At 70.6% G+C, this 16053-nt stretch carries 15 protein-coding genes and 1 riboswitch; of the genes, 5 read left to right on the top strand and 10 right to left on the bottom strand.

From position 1 onward, the window contains the following. Nucleotides 1-96: 96 nt before the first annotated feature. Genes FHR37_RS10695 through FHR37_RS10685 form a run of 4 tightly spaced genes read right to left on the bottom strand, consistent with a single transcriptional unit; the run spans nucleotide 97 to nucleotide 3651 of the window. Nucleotides 97-1767, bottom strand: a complete 1671-nt coding sequence (locus FHR37_RS10695) for an extracellular solute-binding protein (RefSeq protein WP_092884409.1) — start codon at nucleotides 1765-1767, stop codon at nucleotides 97-99. A gap of 10 nt (nucleotides 1768-1777) precedes the next feature. Next, nucleotides 1778-2680, bottom strand: coding sequence for a carbohydrate ABC transporter permease (locus tag FHR37_RS10690; protein ID WP_237768873.1), 903 nt, complete (start codon nucleotides 2678-2680; stop codon nucleotides 1778-1780). Beyond that, a complete protein-coding gene (locus FHR37_RS33055) occupies nucleotides 2681-2998 on the bottom strand; it encodes a hypothetical protein (protein WP_330831733.1) in 318 nt (105 codons plus the stop codon). Beyond that, entirely contained in the window at nucleotides 2917-3651 is a 735-nt protein-coding gene (locus tag FHR37_RS10685; protein WP_237768875.1) for a hypothetical protein, read from the bottom strand. Before FHR37_RS10685 ends, FHR37_RS33055 begins: the two co-directional genes overlap by 82 nt. A 241-nt stretch (nucleotides 3652-3892) precedes the next feature. Between FHR37_RS10685 and FHR37_RS10680 the strand changes: the two genes are divergently transcribed. Then, nucleotides 3893-4525, top strand: a complete 633-nt coding sequence (locus tag FHR37_RS10680) for a class I SAM-dependent DNA methyltransferase (protein WP_237768876.1) — start codon at nucleotides 3893-3895, stop codon at nucleotides 4523-4525. Nucleotides 4526-4534: 9 nt separating this feature from the next. On the opposite strand, the gene FHR37_RS10675 is transcribed toward FHR37_RS10680, so the two are convergent. The 6 genes from FHR37_RS10675 to FHR37_RS10650 all read right to left on the bottom strand — a co-directional run bounded on the left by FHR37_RS10675 (nucleotide 4535) and on the right by FHR37_RS10650 (nucleotide 11740). After that, a complete protein-coding gene (locus FHR37_RS10675; RefSeq protein ID WP_092884416.1) occupies nucleotides 4535-5071 on the bottom strand; it encodes an LOG family protein in 537 nt (178 codons plus the stop codon). Between the two features lie 57 nt (nucleotides 5072-5128). Beyond that, complete coding sequence (locus FHR37_RS10670; protein ID WP_092884418.1) at nucleotides 5129-5836, bottom strand: type 1 glutamine amidotransferase domain-containing protein; 708 nt, start codon at nucleotides 5834-5836, stop codon at nucleotides 5129-5131. Nucleotides 5837-5951: 115 nt separating this feature from the next. After that, the gene (locus FHR37_RS10665) at nucleotides 5952-9299 is read right to left on the bottom strand and encodes a glycosyl hydrolase (RefSeq protein ID WP_092884420.1); all 3348 of its coding nucleotides are present in this window, start codon (nucleotides 9297-9299) and stop codon (nucleotides 5952-5954) included. A gap of 86 nt (nucleotides 9300-9385) precedes the next feature. Then, nucleotides 9386-10219, bottom strand: a complete 834-nt coding sequence (locus FHR37_RS10660) for a phytanoyl-CoA dioxygenase family protein (RefSeq protein ID WP_092884422.1) — start codon at nucleotides 10217-10219, stop codon at nucleotides 9386-9388. A gap of 166 nt (nucleotides 10220-10385) precedes the next feature. After that, nucleotides 10386-11267, bottom strand: coding sequence for an NAD(+)/NADH kinase (locus tag FHR37_RS10655; protein ID WP_092884424.1), 882 nt, complete (start codon nucleotides 11265-11267; stop codon nucleotides 10386-10388). A gap of 38 nt (nucleotides 11268-11305) precedes the next feature. Then, nucleotides 11306-11740, bottom strand: a complete 435-nt coding sequence (locus FHR37_RS10650; RefSeq protein ID WP_275936397.1) for a nitroreductase family deazaflavin-dependent oxidoreductase — start codon at nucleotides 11738-11740, stop codon at nucleotides 11306-11308. A 284-nt stretch (nucleotides 11741-12024) separates the two neighbouring features. Between FHR37_RS10650 and FHR37_RS10645 the strand changes: the two genes are divergently transcribed. The 4 genes from FHR37_RS10645 (at nucleotide 12025) to thiS (ending at nucleotide 16053) form a co-directional block, all read left to right on the top strand. After that, a complete protein-coding gene (locus FHR37_RS10645) occupies nucleotides 12025-14055 on the top strand; it encodes an elongation factor G (RefSeq protein WP_092884428.1) in 2031 nt (676 codons plus the stop codon). A gap of 28 nt (nucleotides 14056-14083) precedes the next feature. Further along, nucleotides 14084-14479 (top strand): PPOX class F420-dependent oxidoreductase, encoded by a 396-nt coding sequence (locus FHR37_RS10640; RefSeq protein ID WP_092884430.1) that lies wholly within the window; start codon nucleotides 14084-14086, stop codon nucleotides 14477-14479. 120 nt (nucleotides 14480-14599) lie between these two features. Then, nucleotides 14600-14710: riboswitch (TPP riboswitch) on the top strand. Nucleotides 14711-14713: 3 nt separating this feature from the next. Next, entirely contained in the window at nucleotides 14714-15880 is a 1167-nt protein-coding gene (gene thiO / locus FHR37_RS10635; RefSeq protein ID WP_092884606.1) for a glycine oxidase ThiO, read from the top strand. Beyond that, nucleotides 15853-16053 (top strand): sulfur carrier protein ThiS, encoded by a 201-nt coding sequence (gene thiS, locus FHR37_RS10630; protein WP_092884432.1) that lies wholly within the window; start codon nucleotides 15853-15855, stop codon nucleotides 16051-16053. Before thiO ends, thiS begins: the two co-directional genes overlap by 28 nt.

Genomic DNA, 16053 nt, shown 5'->3' with positions numbered 1-16053 from the left:
TCAGCCGCACTGCAACTCAGCCGCACTGCAACTCAGCCGCACTGCAACTCAGCCGCACTGCAACTCAGCCGCACTGCAACTCAGCCGCTCAGCCGCTCAGCCGCTCAGCCGGGCCAGCGCCTCCTCGTACTCCGTGCGGATCTGGTCGCCGCCGCGCTCGCGCCAGCCCTTCCGCCACTCCGCCAGGGCGCGGATCGGCTCCCGGCCGGTGACGATCCCGGTCTGCCGGTCGGAGTTGTACTGCGACAGCGCGGCGCCGCGGCTGATCGCGAGGTTGGACACCAGGCCGAGCGTCGGGTTGGGCACCGACAGCTGGACCGCCTTCTTCAGCATGTCCTGGGCGAGGACCGCGTCCTCGGGAGCGCCCGGGTAGTAGAACGCGTTCTCCATCGTCTGGCACATGTAGCTGAGCGTGCTCCAGTTGGCCACCCGGTCGTCGTCGACACTCACCGGGTTGCCCTGTCCGTCGTAGCGGAACTGCCGGCCCTCGATGCCGTACGTCATGAAGACGTACTCCTCGCTGCCGAACGGCGCGGCGTAGTAGTCCAGGACCCGCAACAACTCCTTGGCGCGTTCGGTGTTCTCCCCCACCTTCGACGGGATCGCCATGAAACCGAAGTACCCCGGTCCCTGGAAGATCCGCGGTTTGCCGCCGTCGTGGCCCGGCGGGAGCAGGGGGTAGGCGTCGGCGTGCGGCTGGGTCTTGCGCAGGCCGCCGCGGGTGCCGGTGCGGCCGAACATCGGGATGTACCCCTGCGCGAAATAACCTGTCCGCCCGGACATGAACAGGTCCTGCACCTTCTGGAACTGCATGGTCGCCGCGTCGGGGTGGTAGACGCCGGCCTTCCACATCCTCGACAGGAAACGCAGCGCCTCCTCGAACTCGTCGGTCTCGATGGCGTTGACCAGCCGGCCGTTCGAATCCTTGCGCCACACGTTCGGCACCCCGAACATCTGCTGGACGAGGGTGGTGTCGACGTTGCCGAAACCCCACGTCTGCACGCGGGAGTTGCCGTCCGGGTCGCCCTTGGCGTACGCGGTGAACAGCTCGAGCACCTCGTCGGCGTTGGCCGGCGGGTCGGGGTAGCCGAGCTTGCGCGCCCAGTCCCTGCGGTACAAGCCGATCTGACCGTTGACGATCGGGATCACTCGCGGCACGCCGTAGATGCCGCCCTCGATGGAGGAGTTGCGCCACATGTACGACGGAAGCCGGGCGAGGTTGGGGAACTCCTTCACCGCGTCGCCGCCGATGTAGGGCGTGAGGTCGGTGAACGCACCTTGCCGGATCACCCGCAGCGCGGCGGGTGCCAGGCCTAGGTGGACGTAGGTCAGGTCGGGCAGCTGACCGCTGGCGATCGTGGTCTGCAGCTTGTCGCCGAGACTGGCGTCCGGCACCAGCGTCGGCCGGATCTCCACGCCGAGCCGGCGGTTCAGCTCCTGCCACCACGGGTTGTGCTCGAGCGGGGTGGGCGGCGGGCCGTAGAGGATCTGGAACGTCGTGACCGGGCCGCCGCTTCCGGGTGTGGTGTGCACCGAGCGGTACGGCGGGGAGACGAACCGGCGGTACGCCGTGGGCACGCCGTCGACCCCGCTCGGGATCGCGCCCCGCACCGTGGGCTGCGGTGCCTCCAGCGGCAACCGCAGCGGGTGGCTGTGCCGGAAGCCGCCGGCCGCCTCGCCCGAACACCCAGCCAGGGCGCCCGCGGCACCCAGTCCCGCCGCGGCCAGGAACCGCCGCCGGCTCAGCCCCTCCCTCAGCTCCTGCATCCGCGGCCCCTCAGCCCTTGACGGCGCCGGTCAGCACGCCCTTGGTGAAGTACTTCTGCACGAACGGGTAGACCACCAGGATCGGCGCCGTGGCCAGCACCACGATCGCCATCTGCACGGTCTGCGCGGGCGGCGGCTGGGCGTTCGCTTCCTGCCGTACGGCATCGGCCAGCGGCGAGCCCTCCAGGACGAACTGCCGGAGCACCAGTTGGACCGGCCACTTGGCGGTGTCGTTGAGGTACAGCAGGGCGTTGAAGAACTCGTTCCAGTACGCAACCGCGTAGAACAACGCGATCACCGCGATCACGGCCTTGGACAGCGGCAGCACGATCCGCACCAGGATCTGGAGCTCGTTGGCGCCGTCCATCCGCGCGGAGTCGTACAGCTCCATGGGGATCTCCATGAAGAAGTTGCGGATCACCACCAGGTTGAACGCGTTGATGACGCCGGGCAGGATCAGCGACGCGTAGGTGTCCAGCAGGCCGAGCTGCTTCACCAGCAGGAAGTTCGGGATGATGCCCGCTCCGAACAGCAACGTGCCGAGGACCAGGATGAGAATGAACCTGCTGCCCGGCACCTCCCGGGTCCGGCTCAGGCCGTACGCCATCAGCACCGTCATCGCCATGCTCAGCGTCGTTCCCACGAAGGTGACGCCGAGACTCACCACCAACGACCGGCCGACCACGCTGCTGCCACCGAGCACCGCCTTGTACGCGGCCAGCGTGGGGTTGGCGGGGAAGAGGATCAGCCCGCCTTCCCGCACGTCCTGTGGCGAGGAGAAGCTCACCGCGATCACGTAGACGAACGGCGCCAGCATCACGACGGTCAGCAGAACCAGCACGACCGTCTTCGCCGTCTGTGCCACCGCCGACGGTTTCTCCATCCAGGGTGGGCGCATCGTCGTCGACGCCATCTAGAACACCCCTCCCGTGCCGGCCCGCTTGGCCAACCGGTTCGCCCCGATCACCAGCACGGTGCCGATGAGCCCCTTGACCAGACCGACGGTGGTGGACAGTCCCCAGTCGCCGCCGAGAACGCCGCGGTAGTAGACGAACGTGTCCAGGACCTGCGCGGCGTCGGCGCCCACCGCGGGCTGTTGCAGCAGGATCTGCTCGAACCCGACGGTCAGCACGCTGCCCAGGCGCAGGATCAGCAGCAGCACGATGACGTTGACGATGCCGGGCAGCGTGACGTGCCAGATGCGCCGCCACGCGTTGGCGCCGTCGACCACCACCGCCTCGTACAACTGCGGGTCGATCTGGGTGATCGCGGCCAGGAAGATGATGGTCCCCAGCCGATCTCCTTCCAGATCACCTGGGCCACCACCAGCAGCTTGAACGTCTCCGGGTTGGACATCCAGTCGATCGGGCCCGCGCCGAAGGACTGCAGGATCTGGTTGACAAGGCCCGCACCGCCGAGAATCTCCTGCCACAAGGAGATCAGGATGACCCAGCCGATGAAGTGCGGCAGGTAGACCACCGACTGCACGAAGCGGCGGACCCGGCAGCTCATGATGCTGTTCAGCAACAACGCCAGCAGGATCGGCGCCGGGAACGCGAAGACGATCTGCAGCAGGCTGATCACCAACGTGTTCTTCAACGCGATGGCCACGTCGGGATCGGTGAACAGGTTGACGAAGTTCGTCAGGCCGACCCAGGAGCTGCCGCTGAAACCGAGGTAGGGCGAGTAGTCCTGGAACGCCGCGACGTTGCCCAGCAGGGGCAGGTAACGGAAGACGACGAAGTACAGGAAGCCCGGAAGGATGAAGAGGTACATCCAGCGTTCGCGCCACATCTGTGCCCACACCGAACGGGTGGGCCGTGGCCGGCCCGCACGCACGGTGCCCGGCCGGTCGGTTCGGACCTGGGTCGCCGTCGCCCCCACCTCCGCGCGGTGTCGTCGTCGAGGTCTGGCTGGCGAACTGCCACGTGCAAGTGGATCGATCGCGCCCCATCGACGTCAACCACGCGTGCCCGTTGGGCAAACCCGGCCGACATGCTGCCAAGATCGGCACCCGCGTTGTGGGTACGCCGTCCGCGGTCCCCGTGGTTGGATCGAAGCCATGACCGTGACTCCCCCACCGCCGGACGGCGGCCCTACGCCCGCAACGCGTGCAACGCCGGCGGTGCGCGCGGACCGTGCGGCCGCGCAGGCCCGTGCGTTCGACCTGATCGGTGCGCACTACGACGAGGTGTTCCCCCACAAGGAGGGGCAACGCGAGGCGGGTGACTGGCTGGCCGCCCGGCTCCGACCCGGCGCGCCGGTGCTCGACGTGGGCTGTGGCACCGGGCGCCCCACCGCCCGGCAGCTGACCGACGCGGGGCTTCGGGTGACCGGCATCGACATCTCCGAACGGATGCTGGAACTCGCCCGGGAGGCGGTGCCGGAGGCGACCTTCCACCGGGCCGACGTCACCGACCTGGACGGCTCCTGGGGCCCGTACGCCGGGGCGGTGGCGTTCTTCTCGCTGCTGATGCTGCCGCGTGCGGAGGTGGCGGCGACCCTGCGGCTGCTGCACGCGCTCCTCGAGCCCGGCGGCCACCTCGCGCTGGCCATGGTCGAGGCCGATCTCGACGACGTGGAGCTCTCGTTCCTCGGCACTCCGGTACGCCTGACCGGCTACCCGCGGGCAGACCTGCGCGCGGTCGTGGAGGACGCCGGGTTCGAGGTGCTGGAGGTGCGTGACCACACGTACGCGCCGGCGAGCACAGAGGCCGACCCGGAGACGCAGCTGTTCGTGTACGCCCGGCGTGGCTGACGGCGCTGCCTACCTGTTGCTCAGCCGGTCCACCAGCACGCGCGGGTCGGTCTCGACGACCAGGGCGTCGCGGTAGGCCGGCCGCAGGAACTCCTCGGCCACCATGTGGTCGAGGAAGGCGAGCATCGGCTGGTAGTAGCCCGCGACGTCCAGCAGGCCGATCGGCTTGTCGTGCAGGCCGAGCTGGGACCACGTCCAGATCTCGAACAGCTCGTCCAGCGTCCCCGCGGCGCCGGGCAGCGCCACGAACGCGTCGGACAGGTCGGCCATCCGCGCCTTACGTTCGTGCATGGTGTCGACGATCTCCAGCCGGGACAGTCCTTCGTGCGACACCTCGCGGGCGACCAGGTGACCGGGGATCACGCCGATCACCTCACCGCCCGCGGCCAGGGCGGCGTCGGCCGCGATCCCCATCAGGCCGACATTCCCCCCGCCGTAGACCAGGCCGATGCCCTTGTGGGCAAGGAGGACGGCCAGGTCGGCCGCGGCCCGGCGGTAGATCTCCGTACGTCCCGGCGAGGAGCCGCAGAACACACATACCCGCATGTGCCCTCACGGTAGCGGCTCGGCGCGGCACCTTCGGTCATCTTCGGACCGCGAGCGCTAGCGGTGGACGCGGACCGCCTGCAGCAGCTCCTCGGCGAGTTCGGCGGAGGACGAGGGGTTCTGGCCGGTGTAGAGGTTGCGGTCCACGACCGTGTGCGGTGCGAACGGCGGCGCGCCCACGAACCGCGCACCCTCCTTCACCAGCCGGTCCTGCAGCAGCCACGGCGCCTTCTCCGCCAGGCCGACCTTGGCCTCCTCGGCGTCGGTGAAGCTGGTGAGGCGGTAGCCCGCGAACGGCCAGCTGCCGTCCGGCCTGCGCGCCGCCAGCAGGGCGGCCGGAGCGTGGCACAGCACGCCGAGCGGCACCCCGCTGTCCAGCACCCTGGTCAGCAACCGGCCGGACGCCTCGTCGACGGCAAGATCCTCCATCGGGCCGTGCCCGCCGGGGTAGAAGACCAGGTCGTACCCGTCCGGGTCGACATCCTCCAGCCTGGCCGGATGGCTGAGTTCGTCCTGGATGGTCGCGAGGTAGGCGACCATCGCGTCCGCGCCGTCCTCGCCGCCGTTGGCGTCGGGAGCGAGACTCGAGCGGTCCACCGTCGGGGCCACCCCGCCGGGGGTGGTGAGGGTGATGTCGAGCCCGGCCGCCCGAAACGTCCGGTGCGGTACGACGAGTTCCTCCGCCCAGTAGCCGGTGGGGTGCCGGGTGCCGTCCTTCAACGTCCAGTGGTCAGCGCCGCTGATCACGATGAGTGCTGCGGTCATGGTGTCTCCTCAGCCGTCGCGGTCTACCCCCCATCCTGACCCCGGGGGCCGCCCGAAGCCCAGCACGGGGGGGTCGGACCCGGCCGGCTGATCACCCGGCCTCGGCGAATCAGGCTCAGCCCGCGCCCAGCCTGATCGGCCGGAACAGCGCGGAGTTCTTCTCCCCGCCGATCCCGGACCCCCACTCGATCCAGCCCTCACGGCCCGCGCCGTCGTTGTCGTTGACGAGGAACGACAGGCTGAGCAGCCGGTCGTCCGGTTGGATCGGCGCGAGGCTCGACCAGGGCAGCGCGACCTCGTAGGTGGTCTCGTTCCTGGCCTCGTCCCGCGTCACCGCGACGTCCACTCCGGTGACCTCGCCCGGCTGTCCCTGGGCGGCCAGCCAGCGCCACATCCGCGGGCCGGCCGGGGTCAGCGCCACGCCGTACTCGTCCCACCGGGCGCTCTCCCCCGGCATCCCGGCGGCGACGCTGAACTGGAAGCCGTCACCGGCCCAGATGCGTTCGCCGGTCTCCGGCTGGGACTGGGTGTCGTCGTGCACCTTCGCCGAGAGGTACAGGTGGCCGGCGTCCCACGTCCACCACACCGAGCCGCTCAGGTCGTCCGCGCCGCCGTAGCCGGGAATCTGCACCTTGCCCTCGCCCGCCAGGTCGATCGGGGTCACACCGCTCAGGTCGTCCAGCGTTCCGTCCACGGTGACCGGCTTCTCCACCAGGGTGCGCAGCTGGTCGGCCGGCGGCAGGACGAGTTGGCCGGCGGTCACGGCGTCGGTGAGGCCGGGTGAGCTGAGCCGTAGCTGCAGTGGGTACGTCTGGCCGCGGGCGAGGTCACCCAGTGGGAGCTCGGCGGTCCGGGTGGCGTGCGCGGGCACCGGCGAGGCCAGGTCGAGCGTTCCGGACCGCTCGCCGATCGTCCACGCCAGCCGGCTCACCGGCAGGTCGCGGTCGGCGCGGTTGGTGACCCGCACCGCGAGCACGTCCTCCCCGCTCCGCAGGACGTGCGCCGAGCTCAGCCGGAACGGATGCACCACCTCGACCCGGGTCCGCAACCGGGCGACGGGCTGACCGCGCAGCACGACCTCGCCGGTCAGCACCCGGGAACCGGCCAGGCTCGCCGCGGGTACGCGGACCGGGATCGTGGCCTCCGTACCCGCCGCGACCGACACCGGCACCGACGTGCCCGCGATCTCGAACGTGCCACGCACCGCGGCGCGCGGCGGCTGGGTGGTGTCCACGGTCAGCGTGAGCGGGATCGGGTCGCCGAGCACCGCCTGACCGTCGCGGTCGGACGTCCACCCGAACCTGGCTGTCAAGGCGACCTTGACATCACCCGCGACGTAGATCGGGTCGCCGGACAGCGACAGCTGGACCCGGCCCGCCTGCGGGTAGTACGTGCGGGTGGCACCGGTCAGGTCGGTCACCGCCACCGGGTGGTCGGTGGTCACGTCGACCACGGCCGGCGCGCCGGACCACAGCACGCGCAGCGGCCCGTCGGCGCCGTCGAAGACGTAGCTGGAGACACCGCCGCCGACGTCCTCCGTACGCTCGAACGCAGCACCGGTCAGCTGCCGGGTCATCGCCGCGTAGGACACGTAACCAGGCTTGGGGGTCCAGCGCCCGGCCGGGTCCGCGGTGTTGTGCAGCAGGCCGAAGTTGTGCTCGTTGTAGGCGGGGTCGAGCCCGTCGTTCATCACGTCGTACCAGAAGTAGCGCTGGACGCCGTGGGCGAACGCCACCACGTGGGCGCGGACGACGTAGGCGGCCTGGGTCTGTTCGCTCACCCCGTTGCCGGCGTCGTGGGTCGGCCAGCCCTGCTCGGTGATCCAGATGGGCTTGGGCTTTCCGCCGTTGTAGCGCCGGATCAGCGCGTCCAGGTCCTCCAGGCTCTTCGCGGCCTGCTCCGGCTCGGACGGGTAGACGTAGGGGTGCACCGACACGACGTCCATGTAGCGCAGGCCGCCGAGCTTGAAGAGCGCCTCCAGCCAGTCCAGCGGAACGCCCGCGGTGACCGCACCCGCCACCGTCGCGTCCGGCGTACGGGCCTTCACCTGCTGGTAGGTCGCCTTCAGCAACGGGAAGTACGACTCCGGAAGACTGTCGGCCGGCCCGTCACCGGCGTCACCGAAGCCGATGTTGAACTCGTTGTAGACCTCCAGCCACTTCACCTTGCCGTCGTAGTGCTCGGTGGTGGCCGCCGCGTACTTCGCGAACCCGGCCCGGCCCTCGTCGGTGTAGGGCGTGGCGTTGTTGTCGTAGAACGGGTTGATGTACGCCGCGATCGGCAGCCAGCGCATGCCGGCCTTGTCCACCGCCGACACGAGTGGGTCGTAGCGGCCGAAGTCGTAGCTGTCCTTGGTGGTCTCGATCGAGCTCCAGAACGCGTCCTCGCGGAGGTTCTTGGCGCCCGCCTTGCCCATCAGTTCCGCCACCCCGAGGTTCTCCGTCCCCGACAGGTGGGCGGCCATGCCGAACGGCGAGTCCGCCACCGCGCCGACGTCGAACGCCGTCAGCCTCGCCAGCGTGGTGTCCCTGGTGGCCAGGACGGCTCCGTTGCTTTCCGCCGTCACCGTCAACCGGTAGTAGCCCGGCGTGCCGATCGGCAGCGACAGGTCGGCGGCACCGCCGGTCACGTCCGCGCGGCCCTGCCCCACGGGGGTGCCGTCGAGGTCGTACGCCGACCAGCGCACCGCGTCGCCCTTGGTACGTAGGGAAATGCGCGCCGGTTGCGTTCCCACGAAGATGTTCCCGGGCTGGGTCTGTTCGAACGCCAGGTCGGGCGGGGTGACCGTCATCGTCACGCCGTCCAGGTGCATGGCGCCGGTGACCTTGCCGCCGGTGAGCAGTCCCCTGTCCAGGATCAGCGACACCTTGGTGGCCGGACCGTGCCAGGTGCCGTCGTCGGCGCCGCCGAAGTGGGAGTAGCTGTCGCCGCCGTCGAAACGCGTCGCGGTGAGCTGCTGCCAGGAGCCGTCCGCGGTCAGGTGCAGGCGCTGCTGGTGTGCCTGGCCGGTGCTGTCGAAGACCCGCAGGACCACGGCGGACAGGTCGCTGGAACGCGCCCACAGGTGCAGCGCGGTGGCGTCCAGGTCGACCGTACGGGAGATGTCGACGTAGTTGCCGCCGCCGGTGAAGTCACCGGTGAGTACGCCGGACCGGATGCCTTCCGCGTGGTCGGTCCCGTCGAGGTCGAAGCTCCCCTTGGCACCCGGGAACTCCGCGCCGAGGCCGAGCTGCCATCCCTCGCCGGAGGACTCGAAGCCGCCGATCACCTGCTCGACTCCGGAGACCGCCGCCGGGTCGGCGATCGGCGCGCCCGCCGGCGTGACGGGCGTGGCCGTACCCGCCAGCGCGGCCGGGGCGGCGGCCGCCGCCACCACCCCGGCCGCCAGCAGCGAGCCGAGCACCCGGCCCGACCAGCGGGTCCGCCACGTCCGTGTCCAATGGGTCCACCGCGTCCACCTCATGCTGGCCCTTCCCCGTGCACCGAGAACCGAACACCAGTGAGCGGGCCGCCCGCGCTACGTGGAACGCCCTACGTCGTACGTGAACCTCAGCGCACGTCCTGCGGGCTGTGCTCCTTCAGCCAGCCGCGCAGCGGAGCATCCTCGTCCGTCGGCGAGTAGTGGCCGTTGGCGTTGAGGGCGTGCCCGAGCAGCTGCCGGCGGATCGGGTCGCTGCTCGGCCACAGCTCGTTCACGGTCATGTCGTCCTTGGTACGGATCCAGCGGTAGCCGTAGCCGTAGAAGAGGACCTTGCGGGTGACGTCGGACCAGTTGGGGCTGGCCGCGTGCCACAGCCGCCGGTCGAAGAACACCGCGGTGCCCGGCTTGGCGAGCACCGGCACCGCACCCTCGGGCTGCCCCTTGCCGTCCGGCACCTCGATCCGGTCCCTGCGGTGACTGCCCGGCACCACCCAGAAGTTGCCGCGTCCCTCCTCGCTGGTGTCGGACAGGAAGTAGGCGACCTTGATGGAAAGCCGCGGCCGAGGGGTCTCCTCCATGTCGAAGTTGACCCGGCCGGAGTCCTGGTGCCAGCCGAACGTCTTGTCGGTCCGCTCCTGGCCCGACGGCGGGGTGACGATGAGGTGGGCGTGGTAGAGGTAGATGTTCCAGCCGAGGATCCCCCACACCTTGGGGAGGATGCGGTCGTAGTCGACCAGGTCGGTGTAGAGCGGCGACACCGGAACGAAGTTGGGGTAGAACATCGCCGCGTCCGGCTTGGCCCGGCCGGCCGCCGACTCCTGGGCGTGCAGCCTGTCGGTGGTCTGCGTCAGCTCGGCGAGATGGTCAGGGGAAAGCGCGTTCTCTATCTGCAGAATGCCGGTCTCTTCGAACGTACGGCGTTCACTGTCGGTGAGCCGGTGTTGCAGACACGACGGGTCCATGGAACTTCTCCTCCACACAGGGAGCGGGCGACGGACCTCGGCATCGTCGCCGAAGTGAGGAAAGGGCTTTCTGGCGAAGCTATCCGGGCGGCTTCGACAGGGCAAACATCCGGCGCGGTTGTGTCACCTTCCGGCAACCGCTCCGGGTGCTTCGGTGTGCGGGTCGCTACTCGACCTCGAGGCTGCCGGTGACCCGGAGCTTGCGCCGGGCCCGTTCGTAGAACGTCGTCCGGCCGAACCGCACCACCAGCGCCGCAGCTCGCACCGGCGTGACGTCGAGGCGTACGCCGGGACCGACGTACGCCTCGACCCGGCCGTCGACCTCCACCGCCAGCTGTCCCGACACCGGCAGGACCAGGAGCGACGGCCGCTCGTCGGCGGCCAGCACCAGGGCCCGGTCGAACGTGGAGTGCGCCGACGCGGCCACCACGAGCACCGCGTCGACGGTGGGCGAGACGATCGGGCCGCCCGCGGAGAAGCTGTACGCCGTCGAACCGGTCGGGGTGGACACGAGGACCGCGTCGGCGGCGTACCGGACGAACTCCTGCCCCTGCACCGAGGTGGCGATGGCGGCCGAGGCCTGGCCGGGGATGCGGACCAGCGCGAGGTCGTTGAACGCGAGCACCGGCTTGCCGTCCGGTTGTTCCGGGCCGTCCGGGACGACGGACCGCAACGCCATCCGCGGCTCGACGGAGTAGCGCCCGGCGTCGATGTCGGACAGCGCGGTCGGCAGGTCGCACACGTCGATCTCGGCGAGGAAGCCCAGCCGGCCCAGGTTGACGCCCAGCACCGGGGTGGCGTGGCCGGCGACCAGGCGCATGCTGCGCAGCATCGTCCCGTCGCCGCCGAGGCTGATCAGCAGGTCGGCGCGGTGGACGAGCTCGTGCGACGGAACCGCGACCGCGTCGCAGACCAGCCGGTCGATCTCCTCGGGCAGGCCGAGCACGGCGACATCTCGGCCACGCGCCCACTCCACCACGGCGTCGACCGCCGCCTTCGCGTCGCGTTCGGGGTGAAGCACCAGACCGATCGCGTGTAGCTGCCCCATCGCCTCACTCTAGGCGGGCGCGACACCGGCTCTCGAGGTCAGTCCTTGATCGGCTCGAGGACGAAGACCGGGATCTGCCGGTCGGTCTTCTTCTGGTAGTCCGCGTAGTCCGGGTACGCCGCGACCGCGCGGTCCCACCAGATCGCCTTCTCGTCGCCGCTGACCTCGCGCGCCACGTAGTCCTTGGTGACGGTGCCGTCCTGCAGTTCCACGTGCGGGTCGGCCGTCACGTTGTAGTACCAGACCGGATGCTTGGGGGCGCCGCCGAGCGAGGCGACGATCGCGTACACACCCTCGTGCTCGACCCGCATCAACGGCACCTTGCGGAGCTTCCCGGTCTTCGCGCCGCGCGTGGTCAGCAGGATGACCGCCCGGCCCTTGATGTCCACGCTGTCGGTGGTACCCGTCTCGAAGATCTTCTCGGTCTGCTCTCGCACCCATCCGCTGGGGCTCAGCTCGACTTCACCTGTCATCGACATGCCGACCTGCAACCGAAGGGGTCGGGCTCGTATTCCCGTACGGCCCTCCGCCACCGACGTGCGACCCGCCCGGGACGTCCTGAATCCGTTGCGAATGTCCGACCGGAAATCGGTTGTGGCGGACCCGGCCGGTCTGTTTCACTCACCCCGACCGGCGGCCGGCCGGCGCCGGTCCGGCCTGCGACAGTCGAGCCGACAGAAAGGCGAGCCCCCGATGCGTCCAGCGTTCGTGTCCTCCCAGCGGAAGATCGCTTCCTACTCCAAGGACATGACGCCTCGTGAAACTGATCAACCTGGGGATCCTCGCACACGTCGACGCCGGTAAGACGAGCCTGACCGAGCGGCTGCTGCACGCCGCCGGGGTGATCGACGAGATCGGCAGCGTCGACGCCGGCAACACCCAGACCGACTCCCTCGACCTCGAACGCCGCCGCGGCATCACGATCAAGTCCGCGGTGGTGTCGTTCGTGCTCGACGGAGTGACGGTCAACCTGATCGACACACCCGGCCACCCGGACTTCATCGCCGAGGTGGAGCGGGTGCTGAACGTCCTCGACGGCGCGGTGCTGGTGGTGTCGGCCGTCGAGGGGGTGCAGGCCCAGACGCGGGTGCTGATGCGCACCCTGCGGCGGCTGCGCATCCCGACCCTGCTCTTCGTGAACAAGCTGGACCGCCGCGGCGCGGACGCCGAGCGGGTGTACGCCGAGATCGCCGAGAAGCTCACCCCCGCGGTGGTGCCGATGGGCCGGGCGTACGACCAGGGCACGCCGCACGCCGGCTTCCTGCCGTACGGACCAGACGACGGGGCCTTCGCCACCGCCGCGGCCGAGGTGCTCGCCGACGCCGACGACGGGTTCCTCGCCGCCTACGTCGACGGCGACGGAGACGTCCTCACCGACGGGCGGCTGCGGCACGAGCTGGCGACCCGGACCGCGCGGGCGCGGGTGCACCCGGTGTTCGCGGGTTCGGCGATCACCGGTGCGGGGATCGCCGCGCTGGTGTCCGGGATCCGGGACCTCCTTCCCACCGCCGGCGGGGACCCGGACGCGCCCGCGTCCGGGTCGGTGTTCAAGGTCGACCGCGGTCCGGGCGGGGAGAAGATCGCCTACGTCCGGATGTTCGACGGCGCCGTGCACCTGCGCGACCAGGTGCCGGTCGTACGCCCGGGCGGGAGCGGCGGCGCCACCGGCGGCGTGGATGGCGGCGTGGACGGCGGTGGGAGCAAGGTCACCGGAATCCGGGTCTTCGACCAGGGCGCGGCACCCGTCCGCCCGGTGGTGCGCGCCGGGCAGATCGGCAGGCTGACCGGCCTCGCCGACGTCCGGATCGGCGACACCGTCGGCGTTCCCCGGCCCGGTGGGGCCGCCCATCACTTCGCCCCGCCGACGCTGGAGACGGTGGTCGTCCCCGTGCGGCGGTCCGACAAGGGCGCCCTGCACCTCGCGCTCACCCAGCTCGCGGAGCAGGACCCGCTGATCAACCTGCGCCAGGACGACGTACGGCAGGAGATCTACGTTTCGCTCTACGGCGAGGTGCAGAAGGAGGTCGTCGCGACCACGCTGGCCGAGGAGTACGGCATCGAGGTGGAGTTCGCGAGGACGTCGGTGATCTGTGTCGAGCGGCCGATCGGCAAGGGCGCCGCGTACGACCTGATCGGCACCGACGCCAACCCCTACTTCGCCACCGTCGGCCTGCGGGTCGAACCCGCACGGCCGGGCGACGGAGTTTCGTTCGGGCTGGACGTCGAACTGGGATCGATGCCACCCGCGTTCTTCACCGCGGTCGAGGAGACTGTCAAGGAGACCTTGCGCCAAGGCCTGTCCGGCTGGGAGGTCGGCGACATCGCGGTGTTCATGACGCACTCGGGTTACTACGCCCGGCAGAGCCACTCCCACGGCACGTTCGACAAAAGCATGTCGAGCACCGCCGGCGACTTCCGCTACCTCACTCCCTTGGTGCTGATGGCCGCGCTGCGGCAGGCCGGGACCGTGGTGTGCGAACCCGCGCACCGCTTCCACCTGGAGTGCCCGGCGGACACGCTGGCGGCGGTGGTGCCCGCACTGGTGCGGCTCGGCGGCGTGCCGGACTCCCAGCAGCCGAAGGGTTCGGGCGCGGTCGTGGAGGGCGAGATCCCGGCGGCGCGGGTGCACGAGCTGCAGCAGCAACTGCCGGGGCTGACCCGCGGTGAGGGAATGCTGGACTCGACGTTCGAGCGGTACCAACCGGTGCGCGGGCCGGCACCGACCAGGCCGCGGACCGACCACAACCCGCTGGACCGACGGGAGTACCTCCGCGTCGTGAAGCGCTAGCGCGCACGTCGGCTGTTACGGTCTGACCGTGACCGACGCCCCTGGCCTTGCCCTCCTCGACGACGAACCGTTCGTCTCCCTGACGACGTTCCGCCGCTCCGGCGAGCCGGTCGCCACCACGGTGTGGATCGTCCGCGACGGCGACGCGCTGTACGTCACCACGGGCGAGACCACCGGGAAGGTCCGCCGGCTGCGCCGGGACCCGCGGGTCACCATGCGGCCCTGCACCCGGATGGGCCGCGTCGCCGAGGACGCGCCGTCGGTGCCCGCGGTCGCGGAGGTCGTCACCGACCCCGAGGTCACCGGGCGGGTCATGTCGGCGTTCCGTACGAAGTACCGCACGCAGTTCCGACTGGCCATGGCCCTGGAGCGCTTCCGGAAGAAGGGCGGCGGGCGCGTCCTGCTGCGCATCACCTCCGGCTGACCGGCGCAACCCGCCATTGACGCGGACGTGGACGCGGACGTGCACGTCCCGCTCGGGCGTACGGAACATCCGGTGCCCCGGCTCGTCGGCCGGGCAGGATGCTGATCCCGTGTTAACGTCGAACCTCCACGCGGGAGCCCGCCGGTAGCGGGCTGAGAGGGAGCCGACACCGCTCCGACCGCCGAACCTGATCCGGGTCATGCCGGCGAAGGAAGTGAGGAGCCGACGGTGCCGATGAGGATCGCCGTGCTCGGCGCGGGCATCGTCGGGCTGGCCTGCGCCGCCGAACTCCTCCGTGCAGGCCACGACGTCCGCGTCTTCGATCCCGCTCCGGCCTCGGGCGCGACGCACGCCGCTGCCGGGATGCTCTCACCGGCCGGGGAGGCCTGGCACGGCGAGGAGAACCTCCTTCGTCTCGGCGTGGAGAGTGCGGGACTGTGGCCGGAGTACGCCGCCTGGTTGGAGTCCGCGTCCGGTGTCGACGTCGACCACCGCCGCGCCGGAACGCTGCTCGCCGGCCGCGACCACGACGACGTTCAGGTGGTGCGCCGCACCCTCGACCTGCTCGCCGCACACGGCATCGAGTACGAGGAACTCCGGCAGCGCGACCTGCGCGAACGCGAACCCGAACTCTCCACCCGGGTCTGCGGAGGGGCTTACCTGCCAGGTGACCACAGTGTCAACCCGCGCAGGGTTTCCGCTGCCCTGCTCGCCCTCCTCGGAGACAGGGTCGAGCACCGAAACGCCGCACCGTCGACCACGCCGTCGCCCCTCCTGGCGCCGGGCGAGGACCGGCCAGCCTCGGTGGAGGGCGTGCGCACCGAGGACGGGCGGCTGGTGCGCGCCGATGCCGTGCTGGTGGCGACCGGCCACCAACTGCCGCCGCAGGTGCCACAGCGCCGGCACGTTCGGCCCGTGCGCGGTGAGATTCTGCGGGTACGGCCGCCGTCCGGGCAGGCGCCCACACAGACGATCCGAGCCCTCGTACACGGCGAGCCGGTGTACGCCGTGCCGCGCGCCGGCGGCGAGGTGGTCGTCGGCGCGACCCAGGAGGAGCACGCCGGGGATCCGATGCCGACCGTCGGCGGGGTGGCACGTCTGCTCGACGCCGCACGCACGTTGCTGCCCGGCCTGGAACGCGCCGAGATCCTGGAGGTCCTCGCACGCCACCGCCCCGGCACCCCCGACAACGGCCCGATGCTCGGCCCGACCGGCGTCCACGGCCTCTATCTTGCCGCCGGCCACCATCGCGGTGGAGTACTCCTGGCTCCGGTCACAGCGCGGATCCTGCGTGCCCACATCGAGTCGGGTTCCCCCGACGCAGCGAACGCGTTCTCCCCGAGCCGGTTCGACACGTCGGAAAGGATGAGCCGATGGACGTCACTGTCAACGGCGAACTGACACAGGTCCCGAACGGCATCGATGTCGCCGACCTGGTGCGACGGCGACTGCCCGACCCCAGGAGTGTCGCGGTCGCCGTCAACGGCGCGGTCGTACGCACCGGTGACTGGGAACGCACCCAGCTCAGTTCGGGAGACGCCGTCGAGATCGTCACCGCACGACAGGGAGGCTGA

Source organism: Actinopolymorpha cephalotaxi, assembly GCF_013408535.1.
GTDB lineage: Bacteria > Actinomycetota > Actinomycetes > Propionibacteriales > Actinopolymorphaceae > Actinopolymorpha > Actinopolymorpha cephalotaxi.
Note: the sequence above shows the minus strand (reverse complement) of the source record. Positions and strands in the feature narration are given on the sequence as shown.